16 protein-coding genes and 1 pseudogene are annotated in these 16612 nt (G+C 71.8%); 12 read left to right on the plus strand and 5 right to left on the minus strand.

Annotated features, from left to right (window positions below):
- The first annotated feature begins 230 nt into the window (after positions 1-230).
- The 6 genes from LZ495_RS37925 to LZ495_RS37950 all read left to right on the plus strand — a co-directional run bounded on the left by LZ495_RS37925 (position 231) and on the right by LZ495_RS37950 (position 6859).
- Positions 231-1139 carry a hypothetical protein gene (locus LZ495_RS37925; protein WP_235057733.1) on the plus strand — a complete coding sequence of 303 codons (909 nt, stop codon included), beginning with the start codon at positions 231-233 and terminating at the stop codon, positions 1137-1139.
- A 231-nt stretch (positions 1140-1370) separates the two neighbouring features.
- Positions 1371-2624: a hypothetical protein gene (locus LZ495_RS37930; RefSeq protein WP_235057734.1), complete on the plus strand. Its 1254-nt coding sequence runs from the start codon at positions 1371-1373 to the stop codon at positions 2622-2624.
- Between the two features lie 342 nt (positions 2625-2966).
- Positions 2967-3272: an Rv0250c family protein gene (locus tag LZ495_RS37935; protein WP_235057735.1), complete on the plus strand. Its 306-nt coding sequence runs from the start codon at positions 2967-2969 to the stop codon at positions 3270-3272.
- A 60-nt stretch (positions 3273-3332) separates the two neighbouring features.
- Positions 3333-4127, plus strand: coding sequence for a succinate dehydrogenase subunit SdhC (sdhC, locus tag LZ495_RS37940; RefSeq protein ID WP_235057736.1), 795 nt, complete (start codon positions 3333-3335; stop codon positions 4125-4127).
- A gap of 36 nt (positions 4128-4163) precedes the next feature.
- Positions 4164-6101 (plus strand): fumarate reductase/succinate dehydrogenase flavoprotein subunit, encoded by a 1938-nt coding sequence (locus LZ495_RS37945; protein ID WP_235057737.1) that lies wholly within the window; start codon positions 4164-4166, stop codon positions 6099-6101.
- Positions 6101-6859, plus strand: a complete 759-nt coding sequence (locus LZ495_RS37950) for a succinate dehydrogenase/fumarate reductase iron-sulfur subunit (RefSeq protein WP_372498704.1) — start codon at positions 6101-6103, stop codon at positions 6857-6859. The genes LZ495_RS37945 and LZ495_RS37950 overlap by 1 nt, the downstream gene beginning before the upstream one ends.
- Before the next feature lie 50 nt (positions 6860-6909).
- Here LZ495_RS37950 and LZ495_RS37955 read toward each other — a convergent pair whose 3' ends face one another.
- Positions 6910-9327: a SpoIIE family protein phosphatase gene (locus tag LZ495_RS37955; RefSeq protein WP_235057738.1), complete on the minus strand. Its 2418-nt coding sequence runs from the start codon at positions 9325-9327 to the stop codon at positions 6910-6912.
- Between the two features lie 139 nt (positions 9328-9466).
- A complete protein-coding gene (locus tag LZ495_RS37960) occupies positions 9467-9904 on the minus strand; it encodes a (deoxy)nucleoside triphosphate pyrophosphohydrolase (protein ID WP_235057739.1) in 438 nt (145 codons plus the stop codon).
- 145 nt (positions 9905-10049) lie between these two features.
- On the opposite strand from LZ495_RS37960, the gene LZ495_RS37965 reads away from it, so the two are divergent.
- The gene (locus tag LZ495_RS37965; RefSeq protein WP_235057740.1) at positions 10050-10349 is read left to right on the plus strand and encodes a 4a-hydroxytetrahydrobiopterin dehydratase; all 300 of its coding nucleotides are present in this window, start codon (positions 10050-10052) and stop codon (positions 10347-10349) included.
- A 199-nt stretch (positions 10350-10548) separates the two neighbouring features.
- The gene (locus LZ495_RS37970; protein ID WP_235057741.1) at positions 10549-11070 is read left to right on the plus strand and encodes a DUF461 domain-containing protein; all 522 of its coding nucleotides are present in this window, start codon (positions 10549-10551) and stop codon (positions 11068-11070) included.
- A 63-nt stretch (positions 11071-11133) separates the two neighbouring features.
- Here LZ495_RS37970 and LZ495_RS37975 read toward each other — a convergent pair whose 3' ends face one another.
- Both LZ495_RS37975 and LZ495_RS37980 read right to left on the minus strand, forming a co-directional pair.
- On the minus strand, positions 11134-12273 hold the full coding sequence (locus LZ495_RS37975) for a LamG-like jellyroll fold domain-containing protein (protein ID WP_235057742.1): 1140 nt from the start codon (positions 12271-12273) through the stop codon (positions 11134-11136).
- A 54-nt stretch (positions 12274-12327) separates the two neighbouring features.
- Positions 12328-13011: a PadR family transcriptional regulator gene (locus LZ495_RS37980; RefSeq protein WP_235057743.1), complete on the minus strand. Its 684-nt coding sequence runs from the start codon at positions 13009-13011 to the stop codon at positions 12328-12330.
- 99 nt (positions 13012-13110) lie between these two features.
- Here LZ495_RS37980 and LZ495_RS37985 point away from each other — a divergent pair, with 99 nt between their 5' ends.
- Positions 13111-13500 (plus strand): VOC family protein, encoded by a 390-nt coding sequence (locus tag LZ495_RS37985; protein WP_235057744.1) that lies wholly within the window; start codon positions 13111-13113, stop codon positions 13498-13500.
- Between the two features lie 100 nt (positions 13501-13600).
- On the plus strand, positions 13601-14431 hold the full coding sequence (locus tag LZ495_RS37990; RefSeq protein ID WP_235057745.1) for a hypothetical protein: 831 nt from the start codon (positions 13601-13603) through the stop codon (positions 14429-14431).
- 130 nt (positions 14432-14561) lie between these two features.
- On the opposite strand, the gene ychF is transcribed toward LZ495_RS37990, so the two are convergent.
- The gene (gene ychF, locus LZ495_RS37995) at positions 14562-15635 is read right to left on the minus strand and encodes a redox-regulated ATPase YchF (protein ID WP_235057746.1); all 1074 of its coding nucleotides are present in this window, start codon (positions 15633-15635) and stop codon (positions 14562-14564) included.
- A gap of 198 nt (positions 15636-15833) precedes the next feature.
- Between ychF and LZ495_RS38000 the strand changes: the two genes are divergently transcribed.
- Together LZ495_RS38000 and LZ495_RS38005 are read left to right on the plus strand one after the other, a co-directional pair.
- Entirely contained in the window at positions 15834-16268 is a 435-nt protein-coding gene (locus LZ495_RS38000) for a hypothetical protein (protein WP_235057747.1), read from the plus strand.
- A 114-nt stretch (positions 16269-16382) separates the two neighbouring features.
- A pseudogene (locus LZ495_RS38005) lies at positions 16383-16612 on the plus strand (hypothetical protein); the annotation flags it as partial.

A 16612-nucleotide genomic window follows, 5' to 3' on the forward strand; every position in this document is an offset into this window, starting at 1 on the left:
CACATATAAGGGTCCGGTTCCGCCGGATATGCCGGGATGCAAGCCGGGCCGGTCCGCCGCGGCACTCTCCATGGTACGGGGCGTGGCAAAACGTGTCCGTTTCGGAGCCCTGGCCGCATGGTGACGGGCCCGGGAACAGCGGCCCGCGCGCCCTGCCCGAACGGCCCTGCGCCCGGCCGGTACGGGTGCGGCCCGGTGTGCGGCACCGCACACAAGGCACAATCGCAGGTGTGAGCGATTCCTTCAGCGAACGGATGCGGCGGCGGTGGTCGGCCCGGCGCAGCGGCGACCCGCAGCCGTGGGGACCCCACGGAGCCTTCGGCGCGGACCCGGCGAACCCGCCGCCCGGCGGCCCGGGCGCCGCGGGCGGGCCGCGCCCCGGCAACCCCTTCGGGGACCCGCAGGACGGCCCTGACGCCGCCGCGGACGGCTCGTACGCCCCTGCGGCTCCTGCGGCGCCGCAGGAAAGCGAGGCGGCCGCCCGTGCGCGCATGATGCACGAGCGCCTGACCGAGGCGTACGCGGCGGGCGACGTGGCCACCGTGGTGCAGATCGCCGACCTGGTGCCGGAGAGCGCGGAGAGCGAGCCGTACCGCACCTACTGCCGCGTGCTGGCCGCCGAGGCCCAGGCGCAGGACGCTGCCGCGGTCGACCTGGCCCGCACCTTCATGAGCCGGCTGCACGTCGGGCACCCCGAGTGGGAGACCGCCCGCAACCTCTTCGGCGAGGTGACCGTGCAGGCGCTGGTCATGGGCGCAGTCCCGATGGCGGGCAACCTCCCGGCCGCGGAACAGGCGCTCGCCGCCGATGCCGACTACTACCTGCACCCGTCCGGCATGATGCTGAAGTTCGACCAGCCGGAAGAGCAGCACCCCCTGCTGCTGGTGCTGCACGGCAACGCGGGCAAGGCGGTCCGCGAGGCCCAGCGGCTGGTCCGCGAGGAGAAGAAGGGCACCCCGGCCGGCCACGCCGACGCTCTTTGCACCCTGGCCCTGGCCCTGTGCGCCGCGGGCGACATCGACGCCGCCCGCCAGGCCCTGTTCGACGCAGAACGCATCCTCCCGGGCCGCCCGCGCATCCAGGCCACCAAGACCCGCATCGAAGCCAGCCCGGCGGCCACCCTCCGCAACGACGGCTGACCGACGCCGCCGGCTTCCGCCGACAAACGGGCCAGGGCCAGGAGCCGTCGGCTGCGGGCTCCCCGGCCCTGGATGCGTGGGCAAGCGGGCGCTGTCGAGCAGCTCCGAGTCCGGCTGCCGGCGGTGAAAGCTCGGCGCTGCGGGCAGCCACGGCTGCCCGCGGACGCCTTTGGTGGCCCTCCAGGACACCGGATGCATGCCTGTCGGGACCCGCTGGCAGGATCGTCCGCCGTGACCGCCACTCCCCCGGCCGAAAAGGCCCTCTCCCGCCGGCTTCGGCGCAACATTTTCGCCTGGCTGTGGCGGATCGTCGTCGCATACGCGGTGCTCTTCACCATGCTCGACCTCCTCGATTCGTGGGCCGGGGAGGACCCGGGGCTCTTGGAGCTCTTCGGCGGACTGTTCCTCGGGACCGTGCTGGCCATGTCGGTCGTCCAGCCGCTGTGGTGGCGATTCGCGGGGCCATGGTTCGGCGTCCCGACGCACTCCCTGGTGCAGGGCATGGGCGGAATCCGCTCGGTGCAGTACCGCGGCGACCTGCTCGTCGTACGGCGCTCGCACGCCCCGTGGCTCCGCTCGGTCCTGCCCGCGCCGCAGGCCGAAGGTGCCTCCCGGCTGCGAATATGGGCCGCCTACGCCCTCCAGTTGGTCGTGCTGGTGGGCGTCGCAGCCGCGCTGGTGCCGGCCCTGCCCGGAACTTGGGGCTTCTCGACCGCGAAGGGCTTCCTCATCGCGGCCATCGTCGGCTACGCCTTCCTGCCCTTCCGGGGCGCCTCGGCCGTGTCGTCGTGGGTCTTCTTCTGCCTGCCCTTCGCGAAGAACCACGCCCTGGCGCACATCACCAACAGCCGGGCGGCCCGCACAGCCGAGCGCCTGCTGATGCAGGAGGGTCCGGACGCGGCGCGGGCTGCCCTGCCCATCCCGGACGACCGCCTCCCCAGTGACGAAGTACTGGCCATCGAAATCGAGTTGGCCGCAGGCGACTACAAAGCGGCGCTCCACCTCGCCCGGTCGGCCCGCCTGCGCCACGCCGAAGGTCTTTGGTTCGCCTCGCTGTTCGCCCAACAGGCGGTGCGCGCCGTCGCGTACGCCCGCGAGGCCGGCCAGGCGATCGACGCCGAGTTCTCCGACGCGTACGAACTGGCGGATCTGGCAGTTGCCGCGGTGGCGCATCCGATCGTCGCCATCTACTCGGACGGCACCGCGCTGAGCCGGATGTCCACCGGTGACCACAAGCGCGCCATGAAGGCGATCAAGAACGCGCGCAAGAGGACCCTACGGCCCATTGTCGCGGCCCATATCGAATGCACCGCAGCCGTGTTCGACCTTCTCGGCGGACGGCCGGACCAGGCCCGGCAGGCACTCGATCGCGCCCGCTCCTTGGCCCCGGGCCTCCACCGGATCGACACGGTGGCACAGCTGCTGGCACCGGCGAGAACCGGCCTTCATTCGACCACCGACCCGGTGCTGGACATGCCTGCCTGACGGCCGGACCCGATGTCCGGGGCATGATCACGGAATTGGCGATCAAGGTATTCGCGATCTTGAATTCAAGATCGCGAATACCTTGATCGCTTTTCCGGGCGGCGGTGCCGGGGGCAGGGTAGTCCCTGCGGGGGAAATCACCGGGCGGCTGCGAAAAAGATCGCGATAGCACTTTCCAATCATTCATGGATCGCGCCACACTTCCGGGGTTCGCACCGCGTGCGGCCGGGGCTCGACCTGTCTTCAGGGGCCCGGTGCGCGCGGTCGGCAGGCACGTCCGCAACACCGACCAACCGGTCCCCCGACGGCGCGGGGCCGGCGACCAGGGGGTGAGCGCGCGACATGACGACGACCGTGGACCACGACCTGACCCGCGCCCGGCGCAAGTTGGACGAACTCGACCGCGTCTTGCGGTCGGTACGCGGGCGGTTGGGCAACACGCTGGACATCCGCCGCGTGTGCGGCGATGTCGAACGACTGCGCGATTCGCTCGCGCTGCTGTGCGAACACGCCCCGCAGACCGGGCTCGCCGGTCCCCCGCGCCCTCGCGCGGAGCTCGAACCGCTCTCCGAACTCCCGTACGACCCTGCGCTGTTCGCCGATGCGGACGACGAGGGTGTGGGCGGCATGCGCCCGCAGCGTCCGTAGCGACGCGTACTTCCGCCAGGTGCCACCCAGGTACCGCGCAGCCGAGAAGGGCACTCACGAATGGCCACCGGCACAGCCGCGCCCGGCAGGGCGCAGATCGAGGAACGGCATCTCCGTACGGACCGCTGGTGGCTGTCTCCGGCCGTCACCGTGACCATCCTCGTCGCGTTCATCGTCTACTCCACCTGGCGCGCGTTCGCCAACGACGACTACTTCGCGGAGCCGTACGTCTCGCCGTTCTACTCGCCGTGCCTGGCGGAGAACTGCGACAGCATGCCGCTCAGCGCCAACGCGCCGCTGTTCGGCGACTGGTGGTCGCTTTCCCCGGCGCTGATCATCCTGATCTTCCCGCTCGGCTTCCGGCTGACCTGCTACTACTACCGCAAGGCCTACTACCGGGGTTTCTGGGCGTCGCCCTCGGCGTGCGCGGTGCCCGAGCCGCGCAGCAAGTACAGCGGTGAGACCAAGTTCCCGCTGATCATGCAGAACTTCCACCGGTACTTCTTCTACTTCGCGGTCATCGTCGCGCTCATCCTCAGCTGGGACGTGCTGATCGCGTTCCGCGACGAGCACGGCGCGTGGGGCCACATGGGCCTGGGCACCCTGGTGCTGCTCGCGAACGTGCTGCTCATCTGGGCGTACACGCTGTCCTGCCACTCGTGCCGGCACATCATCGGCGGCCGGCTGAAGCACTTCTCGAAGCACCCGGTCCGCTACAAGTACTGGCAGTTCGTGAGCCGCCTCAACACCAAGCACATGCAGCTGGCCTGGGCCTCGCTCTTCAGCGTCGCGCTCGCGGACCTGTACGTGTACCTCGTCGCGTCCGGCGCGTTCGACGACCCGCGCTTCTTCTAGACACAAGGGCAAGTCCCAGGAAAGGCACGGAGCTTCATGTCCGAAGTAGAACGGCACAGCTACGACGTCGTCGTCATCGGGGCGGGCGGCGCGGGACTCCGCGCGGCGATCGAGGCGCGCATGCAGGGCATGCGTACCGCAGTGGTGTGCAAGTCGCTGTTCGGCAAGGCGCACACGGTGATGGCCGAGGGCGGCATCGCGGCCTCCATGGGCAACGTGAACAGCAACGACAACTGGCAGGTGCACTTCCGCGACACCATGCGCGGCGGCAAGTTCCTCAACCACTGGCGGATGGCCGAGCTGCACGCCCAGGAAGCGCCGGACCGGGTCTGGGAGTTGGAGACCTGGGGAGCGCTCTTCGACCGCACCAAGGACGGCCGGATCAGCCAGCGCAACTTCGGCGGGCACGAGTACCCGCGGCTGGCGCACGTCGGCGACCGCACCGGCCTTGAGCTGATCCGCACGCTGCAGCAGAAGATCGTGGCCCTGCAGCAGGAGGACGAGGCCGAGTTCGGCGACCCGGAGGCCCGGCTCAAGGTCTTCCAGGAGGCCACCGTCACGCGCCTGCTGACCGTGCCGGACTCCGGCTCCGAAGCCGGCAACCGGATCACCGGGGCGTTCGGCTACTGGCGCGAGTCGGGCCGCTTCGTGGTCTTCGAGGCGCCCGCGATCGTGCTGGCCACCGGCGGCATCGGCAAGTCGTTCAAGGTGACCTCGAACTCGTGGGAGTACACCGGCGACGGTCAGGCGCTGGCGCTGATGGCGGGCGCCTCGCTGATCAACATGGAGTTCGTGCAGTTCCACCCGACCGGCATGGTCTGGCCGCCCAGCGTCAAGGGCATCCTGGTCACCGAGTCGGTGCGCGGCGACGGCGGAGTGCTGACCAACTCCGAGGGCAAGCGGTTCATGTTCGACTACATCCCGGACGTCTTCAAGGAGAAGTACGCGAAGACGGAGGAGGAAGGCGACCGCTGGTACACCGACCCGGACAACAACCGGCGTCCGCCCGAGCTCCTGCCGCGCGACGAGGTGGCCCGCGCGATCAACTCCGAGGTCAAGGCCGGGCGCGGGACTCCGCACGGGGGCGTGTACCTGGACGTGTCGTCGCGGCTGCCCGCCGACGTGATCCGCCGCAAACTCCCGTCCATGCACCACCAGTTCAAGGAACTGGCGGACGTCGACATCACGGCCGAGCCGATGGAGGTCGGTCCGACCTGCCACTACGTGATGGGCGGCATCGAGGTCGACCCGGACACCGCGGCGACCCCCGGCGTGCTGGGCCTGTACGCGGCCGGCGAGGTCGCGGGCGGCATGCACGGCAGCAACCGGCTGGGCGGCAACTCGCTGTCCGACCTTCTGGTCTTCGGCCGCCGCGCGGGGCTGTACGCGGCCGAGTACGTCGCCGAGTTGGGCGACGAGCGGCGCGACGTGCCGCAGGACCAGATCGACGCGGCGGCCGCCGAGGCGGTCGGGCCGTTCAACAACGAGGGTGCGGAGAACCCGTACTCGGTGCACCAGGAGCTCCAGCAGACCATGAACGACCTCGTCGGCATCATCCGGCGGGAAGGCGAGATGGCCGAGGCGCTGGGCCGCCTGGAGGAGCTGAAGGCGCGCGCCGAGAAGGCGGGCGTCGAGGGCCACCGGCAGTACAACCCGGGCTGGCACCTGGCGATCGACCTGCGCAACATGCTGCTGGTCTCCGAGTGCATCGCCAAGGCCGCGCTGGAGCGCACCGAGAGCCGCGGCGGGCACACCCGCGAGGACCACCCGGGCATGTCCGCGGACTGGCGCAAGGTGGTGCTGGCCTGCACGCTCGCCGACGACGGCGGGCACGTGGACCTGGTGCGCCGGACCCCCGAGCCGATGCGCGGCGACCTGCTGGCGCTGTTCGAGCTCGACGAGCTGAAGAAGTACCTGACCGACGCCGAGCTGCCCTCGGCCGCCCCGTCGGCGCCGGACGAGGAGACGAACTGATGTCGTACAAGGCGAACTTCCGCGTGTGGCGCGGCGATGTGGACAGCGGCGAGCTGCGCGACTACACGGTCGAGGTCAACGAGGGCGAGGTCGTCCTCGACATCATCCACCGGCTGCAGGCCACCCAGGCGCCGGACCTCGCGGTGCGCTGGAACTGCAAAGCGGGCAAGTGCGGTTCGTGCAGTGCGGAGATCAACGGGCGGCCGCGACTGCTGTGCATGACGCGGATGAGCACGTTCTCCGCGGAGGAGACCATCACGGTCACCCCGATGCGCACGTTCCCGGTGGTCCGCGACCTGGTCACCGACGTGTCGTTCAACTACACGAAGGCCCGGCAGGTCCCGTCCTTCACGCCGCCGGAGGGGCTCAAGGCGGGCGAGTACCGCATGGAGCAGGTCGATGTGGAGCGGTCGCAGGAGTTCCGCAAGTGCATCGAGTGCTTCCTGTGCCAGAACACCTGCCACGTCATCCGCGACTTCGAGGACAACAAGCCGGCCTTCTCCGGGCCGCGCTACCTGATGCGGATCGCCGAGCTGGACATGCACCCGCTCGACGTGGCCGACCGGCAGAAGGCCGCCCAGGAGGAGCACGGGCTGGGCTACTGCAACATCACCAAGTGCTGCACTGATGTCTGCCCGGAGCACATCAAGATCACCGACAACGCGCTGATCCCGATGAAGGAGCGCGTCGCGGACCGGAAGTACGATCCGCTGGTCTGGCTGGGCGACAAGATCCTGCGGCGCGGCAAGACGCAATAACGGGGGCTCGGTCCGGGGCGCGGTTCACGGCCCCGGCCCGGTGCACCCGTTCAGAAAGCGCGTTCTTCCCCGGTGGGGAGCTGGAGTTCGAACCACACGATCTTCCCGTGGCCGGCCCTCCGGCTCCCCCACCGCTCGGCCAGCGTGGTCACCAGCTGCATGCCGCGGCCGCCCTCGTCGGTGTCGCGGGCCTCGCGCAGCCGGGGCAGGCTCGGCACCGCGTCCGCGACCTCGCACAGCAGGTTGCGGCCGCGCAGCAGGCGCAGCCGGATCGGCCCGGCGCCGTACCGCAGCGCGTTGGTGACCAGCTCGCTGACCAGCAACTCGGCGATGTCCACCAGGACTTCGAGATCCCAGTCGTGCAGCGTCTTGCGGGTGAGCTCGCGGGCCCGGGCGACCACCGGCGGTTCGGCGGGCAGCCACCACGAGGCCACCGCGTCCTCCGGCAGCGCATCCAGCCGGGCCATCAGCAGTGCGACGTCGTCGAAGCCCAGTTCCTTGTGCAGGGACGCGATGACCGCGTCGGACGCCTCCTCCAGCGGCCCGCGGTGCTCGGCGATCGCGTCGCACAGCAGGTTGATGCCGGTGTCGATGTCCCGCTCCCGGGTCTCCACCAGGCCGTCGGTGTAGAGCACCAGCAGGCTGCCCGGCTCGACCGCGAGCTCCTTCTGCTCGAACGGCACGCCGCCCACGCCCAGCACCGCACCCGAGGGCGGGTCCACCGGGACCGGCATGCCGCCGGGCGGGACCAGCACCGGCGGGAGGTGCCCGGCGCTGGCGAACTCGCAGGTGCGCGCGACCGGGTCGTACACCACGTACACGCAGGTGGCGTAGTGCAGTTCGCCGAGGCTGGCGACGATGTCGTCCAGGTGGCCCATGACCTCGGAGGGCGGCAGGTCGAGCCCGGCGAGGGTGCGGACCGCGGTACGCAGCTGGCCCATCACCGCCGCCGCGTGCACGCCGTGCCCCATGACGTCGCCGACCACCAGGCCGATGCGGCCGCCGGACAGCGGCAGGACGTCGAACCAGTCGCCGCCCACCTCGGTGACCAGGCTGCCCGGCAGGTAGCGGTGCGCGACCTCGATGCCGGGGATGTCCGGGAGGTCCTGCGGGAGCAGGCTGCGCTGCAGCATGACCGCGGTCTCGCGCTGCCGGTGGTACAGCCGGGCGTTGTCCACGGACACCGCGGCGCGGGCGCCGAGTTCGGTGGCGAGGGTGAGGTCGTCCGGGTCGAACGCGGGGCGCCCCTCGCCGCGGCCGAGCAGCAGGGTGCCGAGCACGATGCCGCGGGCGCTGAGCGGGACGACCATGAGGGTGTGCAGGCCGAGCACGCGCGCCGACTCGGCGCGGCCGGTGTCCCGGATGAGCTCGTCGTACATGTCCTCCTGGATGTTCTGCACCAGGTACGAGCCGCCGCTGCGCAGGCAGCGCCCGAAGGTCGAGTCGGCCGAGTAGACGAGCCGCGAGCCCTGTTCGAGGAGTTCGTCGGTGTACCGGCCGGGGCGGGCGCCGCGCGAGGCGACGCGGTACATCACCGTGGTGTCGCCGTGCGCGCCGGGCGGGATCTCGTCGCCGACCATCACCGCCTCGAGCAGGTCGACGGCGGCCAGGTCGGCGAAGCCGGGGACCACCGAGGCGGCCAGCTCCTCGGCGATGCGCGGGATGTCCAGGGTCGCGCCGATGCGGGTGCCGGCCTCGTTGAGCAGCGCGAGGCGCTTGCGCGCGGCGTCCACCTTGACCATGGCGTAGTGCCGCTCGGTCACGTCGATGAGCGAGCAGCTGATGCCGAGCGTCTTGCCGCCCTGGGCCTGCAGGCGGTTGTACGACATGGACCAGACGGTGCGCGGACCGCCGTCCACCGGGATCGGGCCGAAGATGCGCGAGTCGACGACCGGCTCGCCGGTGTCCAGCACGCGCTGCTGGATGGTGCGCACCCGGGCGGTATCGATGCCCGGCATGATCTCGTCGATGGTGCGGCCGATGTGCTGCCCGCCCGGGACGCCGTCCATCGCGGCGAGCGCGTCGTTGACCGCGACGTACTTGAGGTCGGTGTCGAAGATGCCCACCCCGATCGGCGACTGGTCGAACAGCGCCTGGCGCATCGCCAGGTCGGCCTCGACGCGGTGCAAGGCCTCGGCCTCGACCGAGGTGATGAGGATCGAGCGGTTGCCGTTCGCGTCCGTGACGAAGGCCGAGCGGGACTCGAACGCGCCGACCGAGCCGTCCGCACGGCGCATCCGGTAGATGCCGCCGACCAGCTCGGCGTCCGCGATCTCGCGTTCGATCGCGTCCTTGTCCTCGGGGCTGAGCGGCGGGTCCATGAGGTCGCCGGCCCAGCGGCCCAGGACCTCGTCGCGGGTGTACCCGAACAGCTGCTCGGCGGACCGGCTCCACATCGTGATGAGGCCGTCGGAGTCCAGCACCCAGGTGGCGCTCGGCACCAGGTCGTACAGGGTTCCGGGCGCCACGGAATTGGGGGTGGTGCCTCCCGGAGACCGCCCGGCGCTCTGACCCTGCTCCATGGACCGCGGATCCTCCACGTCGCTGCTATTAGGAGCCGTTTCCCCTATTCACGGCTTTTTCAAGCCTTTGCCGCTTAATGTGCTATTAGCCCGAAGGTGTGGTCGCCATCAGCCTGGCCACCACCGCGACCGCGTCGCGGTCCTGCGGCAGCCACGCCACGTCGTCCAGCTCGTGCGGGGCGAGCCAGCGCAGTTCGGAGTGGTCCTCGAGCGGCTGCGGCTCGCCGGCCAGCAGTTCGGCGCGCCACAGATGCAGCACGTACCCTTGGTTCAGCGGCCAAACGCCGGGCAGCCGGGCGACCGCGCGGACCGTGACGCCCAGTTCCTCCTGGCACTCCCGCACCAGCGCGGCGGCCTCGGTCTCGCCGGGCTCCAGCTTGCCGCCCGGGAACTCCCAGCCGCCGGCCAGGTGCGCGGGGGCGCTGCGGCGCGCGGCCAGCACCCGTCCGGCGTGCAGAATGGCGGCCCCGACGACGATCACGGGGGCGTCCTCGGGGTCGGGGGCCGCGGGGGTCCGATCCATGGCGGTCCACTTTACGGCTCCCGGGCGGGGCCGCGCGTCCATCCGGACGTGCCGCGGCGCACGATCGGGGACAGGGCGCACATGCGTGCGGGCGCGGCGGCGCGTGGCCTTGACTCGCGGGCCGCGGAGGACCAGCGTCGGGGCCATGCCCGAACTCCTGGACGACAACGCCCTCACCACCGCCCTCGCCGGCCTCGACGGCTGGACGGGCGACGCCGAACTGCTGCGCCGGACCGTGCAGGCTCCGGACTTCCCCACCGCGATCCGCATCGTCGACGAGGTGGCGGTCGCGGCCGAGGAGATGAACCACCACCCGGACATCGACATCCGGTGGCGCACCCTGCACCTGGGCCTGACCACGCACGACGCGGGCGGCGTGACCGACCTGGACACGGCCCTGGCGGCCCGGATCGACGCCATCGCGCGGGCGCACGGGGCGACCTGAGCCAGGGGCTGCGGCGCGTCGGCGCGCCGCGGCGGAGCAGGCGGGACATACTTTTCCGAGAATTCGGATAATCGCGGCAATAGCCACAAAAGGCCGGTGCGGCGGGAGCCGTCGCACCGGCGTCCGGATTCGCCGCAGTCCCGCTCTGCCGTACCGCCGTACCCGCCGCTTCGCTCACGTGTGATGGAGAGTCGCCGCCGTGCCGCACCCCCGCCGCTTCCGCCACGCCCTCGCCGCCGCACTGATCGCCGCCCTGCCCGTCGCGGCGCTGAGCGGCTGCGCGGCCGGCAACTCCGCCGAGACGCTCAAGATCAAGCCGGACACTCCGGCCACCACCCTGGGCGCCCTCAAGATCCAGAACGTGGTGCTGCTCACCGGGCCGCTCGGCGCGGCCGGGCCCCTCACGGTGACCGGCTCGATCTACAACGGCGGCGGTGCGCCCGACCAGCTGGAGCGCATCTCGGTCAACGAGCTGCCGGTGCCGGCGGTGATCACCCCGGCGCCGAACCACCCCGAGCTGCGCGTCCTGCCCACCCAGACCCTGCAGATCGGCGGACCGGGCAACACCACGGCCCTGGTCGCCAACGCCGCCGACCTGGTCCGGGCGGGCGACTCGCGCCGCGTGACGTTCCGCTTCGCCCGCGAGGGCGAGGTCACCCTGTGGGTGCCGGTGCTGCCGGCCAACGGCTACTACGTCGGGTACGGGCCGCTCTCGGCCTGACCGGACCGCGGCCCGTGCAGCAGCTCGCCCTGCCGCCCGGGCCGCATCGCTTTCGGCCCGTGCTCAGCGTGCCGCGGCCAGCCCGGCCACCTCGGCCGCGGTCAGCACCCGGGAGTACGCCTGCACGTCGTCGATCCCGCCCGCGAAGCGGTCGACGTCGCTGGTCGCCCGGCCGATCGTGAACGGGCCGCCGGCCTTCCAGGGGCTGTTGTCCACCAGGGAGTTCTGCGCGACGCCGTCGACGTACAGCGTCATGGTCCCGGAGGCGGCGTCGAAGACGGCTGCCAAGTGCGTCCAGGCACCGAGCCTGGGCGGCTGCTTCGCCATCGCGGTGAACCAGCGCGGCGGATTCGAGGTGTCGTCGGAGGTCCGGACGAACGCCCAGGTGCCCGCGTCCTTGTTGTAGTGCAGGTAGAAGCCGCTGACCTGGGTGCCGTCCTGGGCCGCGACGGTGTACGACTTCGCCGTGTCGGTGATCTTCGCCCAGGCGGACACCGTGAAGCTCGCCGTGGTGTCCAGGACCGGCCCGGCGGTCGCGATCGCGCCGCGTCCGTCGAACACCGCGCTGCCGCCGCGCTCGGTGGACCAGGCGGTCGTCCCGGTGAGCGTCGCGGGTGCCTTCCCGGCGCTGTCGGCGGCGCCGGTGCCGGAGGTCTCGTCCAGCTTCCAGCGGGCGACCAGACCGGCCGGCAGCGGAGCCTGGGCGGCCGGGGGACGGGACTGCGCGTCGGTCGCCGGCGCCGAGGCGGCGGGTGTCCCCGGTCCCGACGCCGGGGCCGGGGTGCTCGGCGGCACCGACACTGCCGCGGCCGAGCCGGCCTTCTCCGCACCGCCGTCGTCTCCCGCGGCACCCCAGAAGTAGCCGCCGGTGGTCGACACGGCCGCAATGGCCACGCCCGCGAGCGCCAGCCCGATGCGCTGCTTCGTACGGTTCGGCTCGACCATTTCGAACTGCACCGGCGCCGGGCGCGGCGGCTCGGCGCCGACCGGCCAGACCGATGCGGATATCGCCGCCTGGTAGCCGCGCGCGGCCTGCGTCGGCGCGTCCGCCGCGGCGGCACTCGAATCCCTTGCCCCGCCCGGCACTTCCGCGTCCTGGCGGCGGACGTCGTCGGTCCACGCCGCACCGTCCCACCACCGCAGCTCGCCGGTGTACCCCCGCGGATCCGGGTACCACCCGGCCGGCTTGTCCCCCGTAGTCATGGCCCCAGATCGTAGCCCGGCCGCCAACTCGCCCGACGGCCAGGGGCATTGGCGCTACTCGCGGGCCTCGGACCCGGCCTCGCCGAACGCGTCGTCCGGCACCCGCGCCCCGGTCTCCCGGGTCACGCCGTCCCACTCCGCGACCGCCTCCTCGGCCCACGCCGCCCAGCGCGCCATCGCCTCGGACTGCTCCAGGAACATCCGCGTCACCAGTGAGATCACCGGCAGCCGCGCGGGGAACGGCCCGCCCGTGTCCTGGTATTCGGCGGCGCGCGCCCGGGTCTGCGCGAGGCGCTCGTCGGCGTCGGCGCGCATGCGGGCGAGCGTGCGGCGCAGGTCGTCCAACTCGCCCAGATCCGCGACGGCGATGCGCAGCAGATCGCTCTCGCGCGCGTCGGCCGGCCCCGCCTCTCCCGCCAGCCAGGCGCGCAGCACCTCCCGGCCGGCCTCGGTGATGCCGTACACGGTCCGGCCGCGTTTGCCGGTGAACTCCTTGGCCGCCTCAGCGAGTCCGTCCGCGACCAGGCGCTTGGGCTCCTCGTAGACCACGCTCGCCGACCGGGGCGTGAGCCAGCGCATGCTGCGGTCCATCTGCTGGGCGAGCTCGTACGGCGTCCAGGGCCGCACCGCGAGCAGCGCCAGGATCGCGTACGACGTCGTGGTCAGCGTGCGCCCGGCGCTCGACGCAGCGGCAGGACCGGGCGCGGCGCCCTCGGGCGCGGAGGATTCGTTCGGCACCCTGGCAACATACTCCGCCCCGGAGTATGTTGCCGCCTGGATACTCCGGGCCGGAGTATCCATTCCGGCCGCACGCCCGCACGTCTCCAAGGGGTCTCCATGCCGCAGCACACCGGGTTCTCGCACGTCTCCCTGTCCGTCACCGACCTCGAAGCCAGCAAGCGCTGGTACATGGACGTGCTCGACTTCGTCGAACTCGCCGTCCTCGAAGACGCGGCCTACACCCAGCAACTCCTGCTCCACCCCACCGGCTTCGCCCTCGGCCTCCAGCAGCACAAGGGCAACGACGGCAGCCTCTTCACCCCGGAGCGCACGGGTCTCGACCACCTCGGCTTCGCCGTCGCCGACCGCGCCGAACTCGAGGCCTGGACCGACCGCCTCGCCGCCCTCGGCGTCAAGCACTCCCCCATAGCCGACACCGCCTTCGGCGCCGTCCTCTGCTTCCGCGACCCCGACGACATCCAACTCGAACTCTTCGCCACCGCCTGACCGATGGCCGCGCGCCCGGGCCCGCCGCGCCGTGCCCGGGACCCGGTGCGGGCGTACATTGGAAGCATCCGCCTCGGGGACGAACGAGGTAGCAGAGCCCATGGCCATCCCGTCCCGAGCCTGGCTCGCGGGTGCCACCGCGGCAGCTCTGACCGCGGGTCTCGCGGGATTCTCGGCACCACCCGCCGCCGCTGCGCCCACCGCGACCATCGGCGAAGTGTGTCCGCTGCCCCATGTGGAACGCCGGGAACCACCCGGGTACGAAGCGGTCATCGACCTTTTCGGCAATGCGTTCGCAGGCTGCTCGGTGGTCGTGAACACCTCGAAATCCGTGCTCCGGGTCAGCGTCTCCGCGCCGAACACCGTGAGCCTCGCCGCCGATCCGGCGAAGCCCCTCGACCCGACCGCCTGGGCCACCGAAATCGCCGCCGGAGCCCTCGTGAACTGGAGCAACACCCAGGTCCTGGTCCCGGTCGGCGGTTCGGCGGCCATCAGGCACCTCGACGCCGGCCCGGCCACCGTCTCCGTCGCGGACCGCCTGACCCAGTGGCAGACCCGGTTCGCGACCTGGATCAGCGCGCGGATCCTCGCGAAGGTCCCGCTGAGCGATCGCATGATCGCCTACGTCAACCTGCATGCGAACATCGGGCAGTGCTCCGCCTCCGCGACCGCATTGTGGGAGCGCCTCGGCGCGGCCGAGCACCCGGACGCCATGCAGGAGGTCGCGGACCGGCTCGGCGCCGCAGGCGAGACGTACCAGACGTGCAAGCCGATCCGCACAGCCCTCGACCCGCCTCCCGCGCCGCATGCCCCCAAGGCATCGGGCTGGTTGGACGACGTGGTCTCCAAGATCAAGTCCACGGCGCTGGGCTGGGCGGACGAGCTGCGCAAGCTCGTCAAGCTCAACCCCGCAGCGCTGAACCCGCAATAGCAGAGCGCGCCGTCAGGCCCTCGGCGTCCGGCCGCACGAATGCGGCAGGGGCCGCCCCGTACTCGGGGCAGCCCCTGCCGGACTGCGTCTCCGCCCGCGGCCCCCGGCCTGCGCCGGACCGCGGGACGCGTCAGACGTTGAAGCGGAACTCGACCACGTCGCCGTCCTGCATGACGTAGTCCTTGCCCTCCATGCGGGCCTTGCCCTTGGCGCGGGCCTCGGTGCGGGAGCCGGTCTCGACGAGGTCGGCGAAGGCGATGACCTCGGCCTTGATGAAGCCGCGCTGGAAGTCGGTGTGGATGACGCCGGCCGCCTCGGGGGCGGTGGCGCCCTTCTTGATGGTCCAGGCGCGCGCTTCCTTGGGGCCTGCGGTGAGGTACGTCTGCAGGCCGAGGGTGTCGAAGCCGACGCGGGCGAGGATGGACAGGCCGGACTCTTCCTGGCCGAGGCCCTGGAGGAGTTCGAGGGCCTCGTCGTCGGGGAGTTCGATCAGCTCGGACTCGATCTTGGCGTCCAGGAAGATCGCCTCGGCGGGGGCGACGAGGGTGCGGAGGTCGGCCTTGAGGTCCTCGTTGGTGAGCTCGTCCTCGTCGACGTTGAAGACGTAGAGGAACGGCTTCGCGGTGAGGAGGTGGAGCTCGCGGAGCGGCTCGGAGTCCAGGCCGGCGGCGAAGATGGTCTGGCCGGCCTCGAGGACCTTCTGGGCCTCCTCGACGGCCTTGGCCGCGGCGGCCGACTCCTTCTTGAGGCGCGACTCCTTCTGGAGCCGGGGCAGGACCTTCTCGATGGTCTGCAGGTCGGCGAGGATCAGCTCGGTGTTGATGGTCTCCATGTCGTCCTTCGGCGAGACCTTGCCGTCGACGTGGACCACGTCCGGGTCGGTGAAGACCCGGATGACCTGGCAGATCGCGTCCGACTCGCGGATGTTCGCGAGGAACTTGTTGCCCAGGCCCTCGCCCTCGGAGGCGCCGCGCACGATGCCCGCGATGTCCACGAAGTCGACGGTGGCCGGGAGGACCTTCTGCGAGCCGAAGATCTCGGCGAGCTTGGCCAGGCGCGCGTCCGGGACGCCCACCACGCCGACGTTGGGCTCGATGGTGGCGAAGGGGTAGTTCGCGGCGAGCACGTTGTTCTTGGTCAGCGCGTTGAACAGGGTGGACTTGCCGACGTTGGGCAGACCGACGATTCCGATGGTGAGCGACAACGTGGCTTCCCTGGGTTCGGTGGGGTGAGAGGGACGGCCGGACACGGCACGCCGACAGCATTCTATCGAGCGGCGCGAAGGCCTCTGCGGGGTGCCGAGGCCCGGCGCGCAAGGGGCACGGCGGGCGGATGCACCGCATCCGGGCAAGAGCGGCGTGCCGAGCCGGTGCGGGCGGCGCTGAGCCGCAAGGATGAACGTATGGACGTCACCGCGGTGTTGCTGCTGCTCATCGGCCTCGCGCTGGGGGCCGCGCTCGGCGTGCTCTGGGCGCGCGGCCAGGCATCCGGGCGGATCGCGCGCCTGGAGGCCGAGCAGGCCGCCGCGCTGGACGCGGTCGCGCCGGCGGAGCGCGCCCAGGAGCAGCCTGCGCGCCGGATGCGGGACCTGCGGCTGGTCGAGGACGACCTTGCGGTGCCCGCGCAGGTCGAGCAGACAGCCCGTGCGCTGTCCGCCCCCCGAGCTGGTCGCCTCCGCCGAGGACGGGAAGCGGCTGCGCTCGCTGCCACCGATCGGGGCCCCGGAAGCGTCCTTGCCGGGGACCGGACCCGACGACGGGGATCCCGGCCGGCCGGGCCACTCGGGCGGCTCGGTACGGATCAGCTGAGGATGTACGCGTGTTCTTCACTGCTTTGAGCAAGGTTGTCCGCATACCGTTGATATGTGGAACAGCGCAGCCGGGCCCGCTCGTCCGCGGCCGGGCCCCCGCAGCGGCGGCGGCCCGTGCCCGCACCGGGACGGAGTGAGCCGATGCGCCGCAGACCGTCCGCGTCCGGGACCCCGGAATCCTCCGGCCCGCCCGGGACGCCGCCCCCGGGAGGAACGACGCCCTCGTCCGCGCCCGAGACCGCCGTCGGCGGCTCCCCGCCTCCGCCCGGCACGCCGCCGCGTCCGGCCGGCCTGCCGCCTGCTCCGCACGCCGCCCCCGCGATCCCCGGCGCCACCGCGGCGCCGGGCGGCCGTCCGCGCCCGGCCGGCAC

Origin of the sequence: Yinghuangia soli (genome assembly GCF_021502675.1) — a bacterium.
Taxonomy (GTDB): domain Bacteria; phylum Actinomycetota; class Actinomycetes; order Streptomycetales; family Streptomycetaceae; genus Yinghuangia; species Yinghuangia soli.

What these genes read in the sequence shown, in the direction of transcription:
- LZ495_RS37950 (WP_372498704.1), top strand. Translation starts at nt 6,101, where the DNA reads ATGTCGTACAAGGCGAACTTCCGCGTGTGGCGCGGCGATGTGGACAGC.
- LZ495_RS37975 (WP_235057742.1), bottom strand. Translation starts at nt 12,273, where the DNA reads ATGACTACGGGGGACAAGCCGGCCGGGTGGTACCCGGATCCGCGGGGG.
- LZ495_RS37945 (WP_235057737.1), top strand. Translation starts at nt 4,164, where the DNA reads ATGTCCGAAGTAGAACGGCACAGCTACGACGTCGTCGTCATCGGGGCG.
- LZ495_RS37960 (WP_235057739.1), bottom strand. Translation starts at nt 9,904, where the DNA reads ATGGATCGGACCCCCGCGGCCCCCGACCCCGAGGACGCCCCCGTGATC.
- LZ495_RS37965 (WP_235057740.1), top strand. Translation starts at nt 10,050, where the DNA reads ATGCCCGAACTCCTGGACGACAACGCCCTCACCACCGCCCTCGCCGGC.
- LZ495_RS37990 (WP_235057745.1), top strand. Translation starts at nt 13,601, where the DNA reads ATGGCCATCCCGTCCCGAGCCTGGCTCGCGGGTGCCACCGCGGCAGCT.
- sdhC (WP_235057736.1), top strand. Translation starts at nt 3,333, where the DNA reads ATGGCCACCGGCACAGCCGCGCCCGGCAGGGCGCAGATCGAGGAACGG.
- LZ495_RS37935 (WP_235057735.1), top strand. Translation starts at nt 2,967, where the DNA reads ATGACGACGACCGTGGACCACGACCTGACCCGCGCCCGGCGCAAGTTG.
- LZ495_RS38000 (WP_235057747.1), top strand. Translation starts at nt 15,834, where the DNA reads ATGGACGTCACCGCGGTGTTGCTGCTGCTCATCGGCCTCGCGCTGGGG.
- LZ495_RS37985 (WP_235057744.1), top strand. Translation starts at nt 13,111, where the DNA reads ATGCCGCAGCACACCGGGTTCTCGCACGTCTCCCTGTCCGTCACCGAC.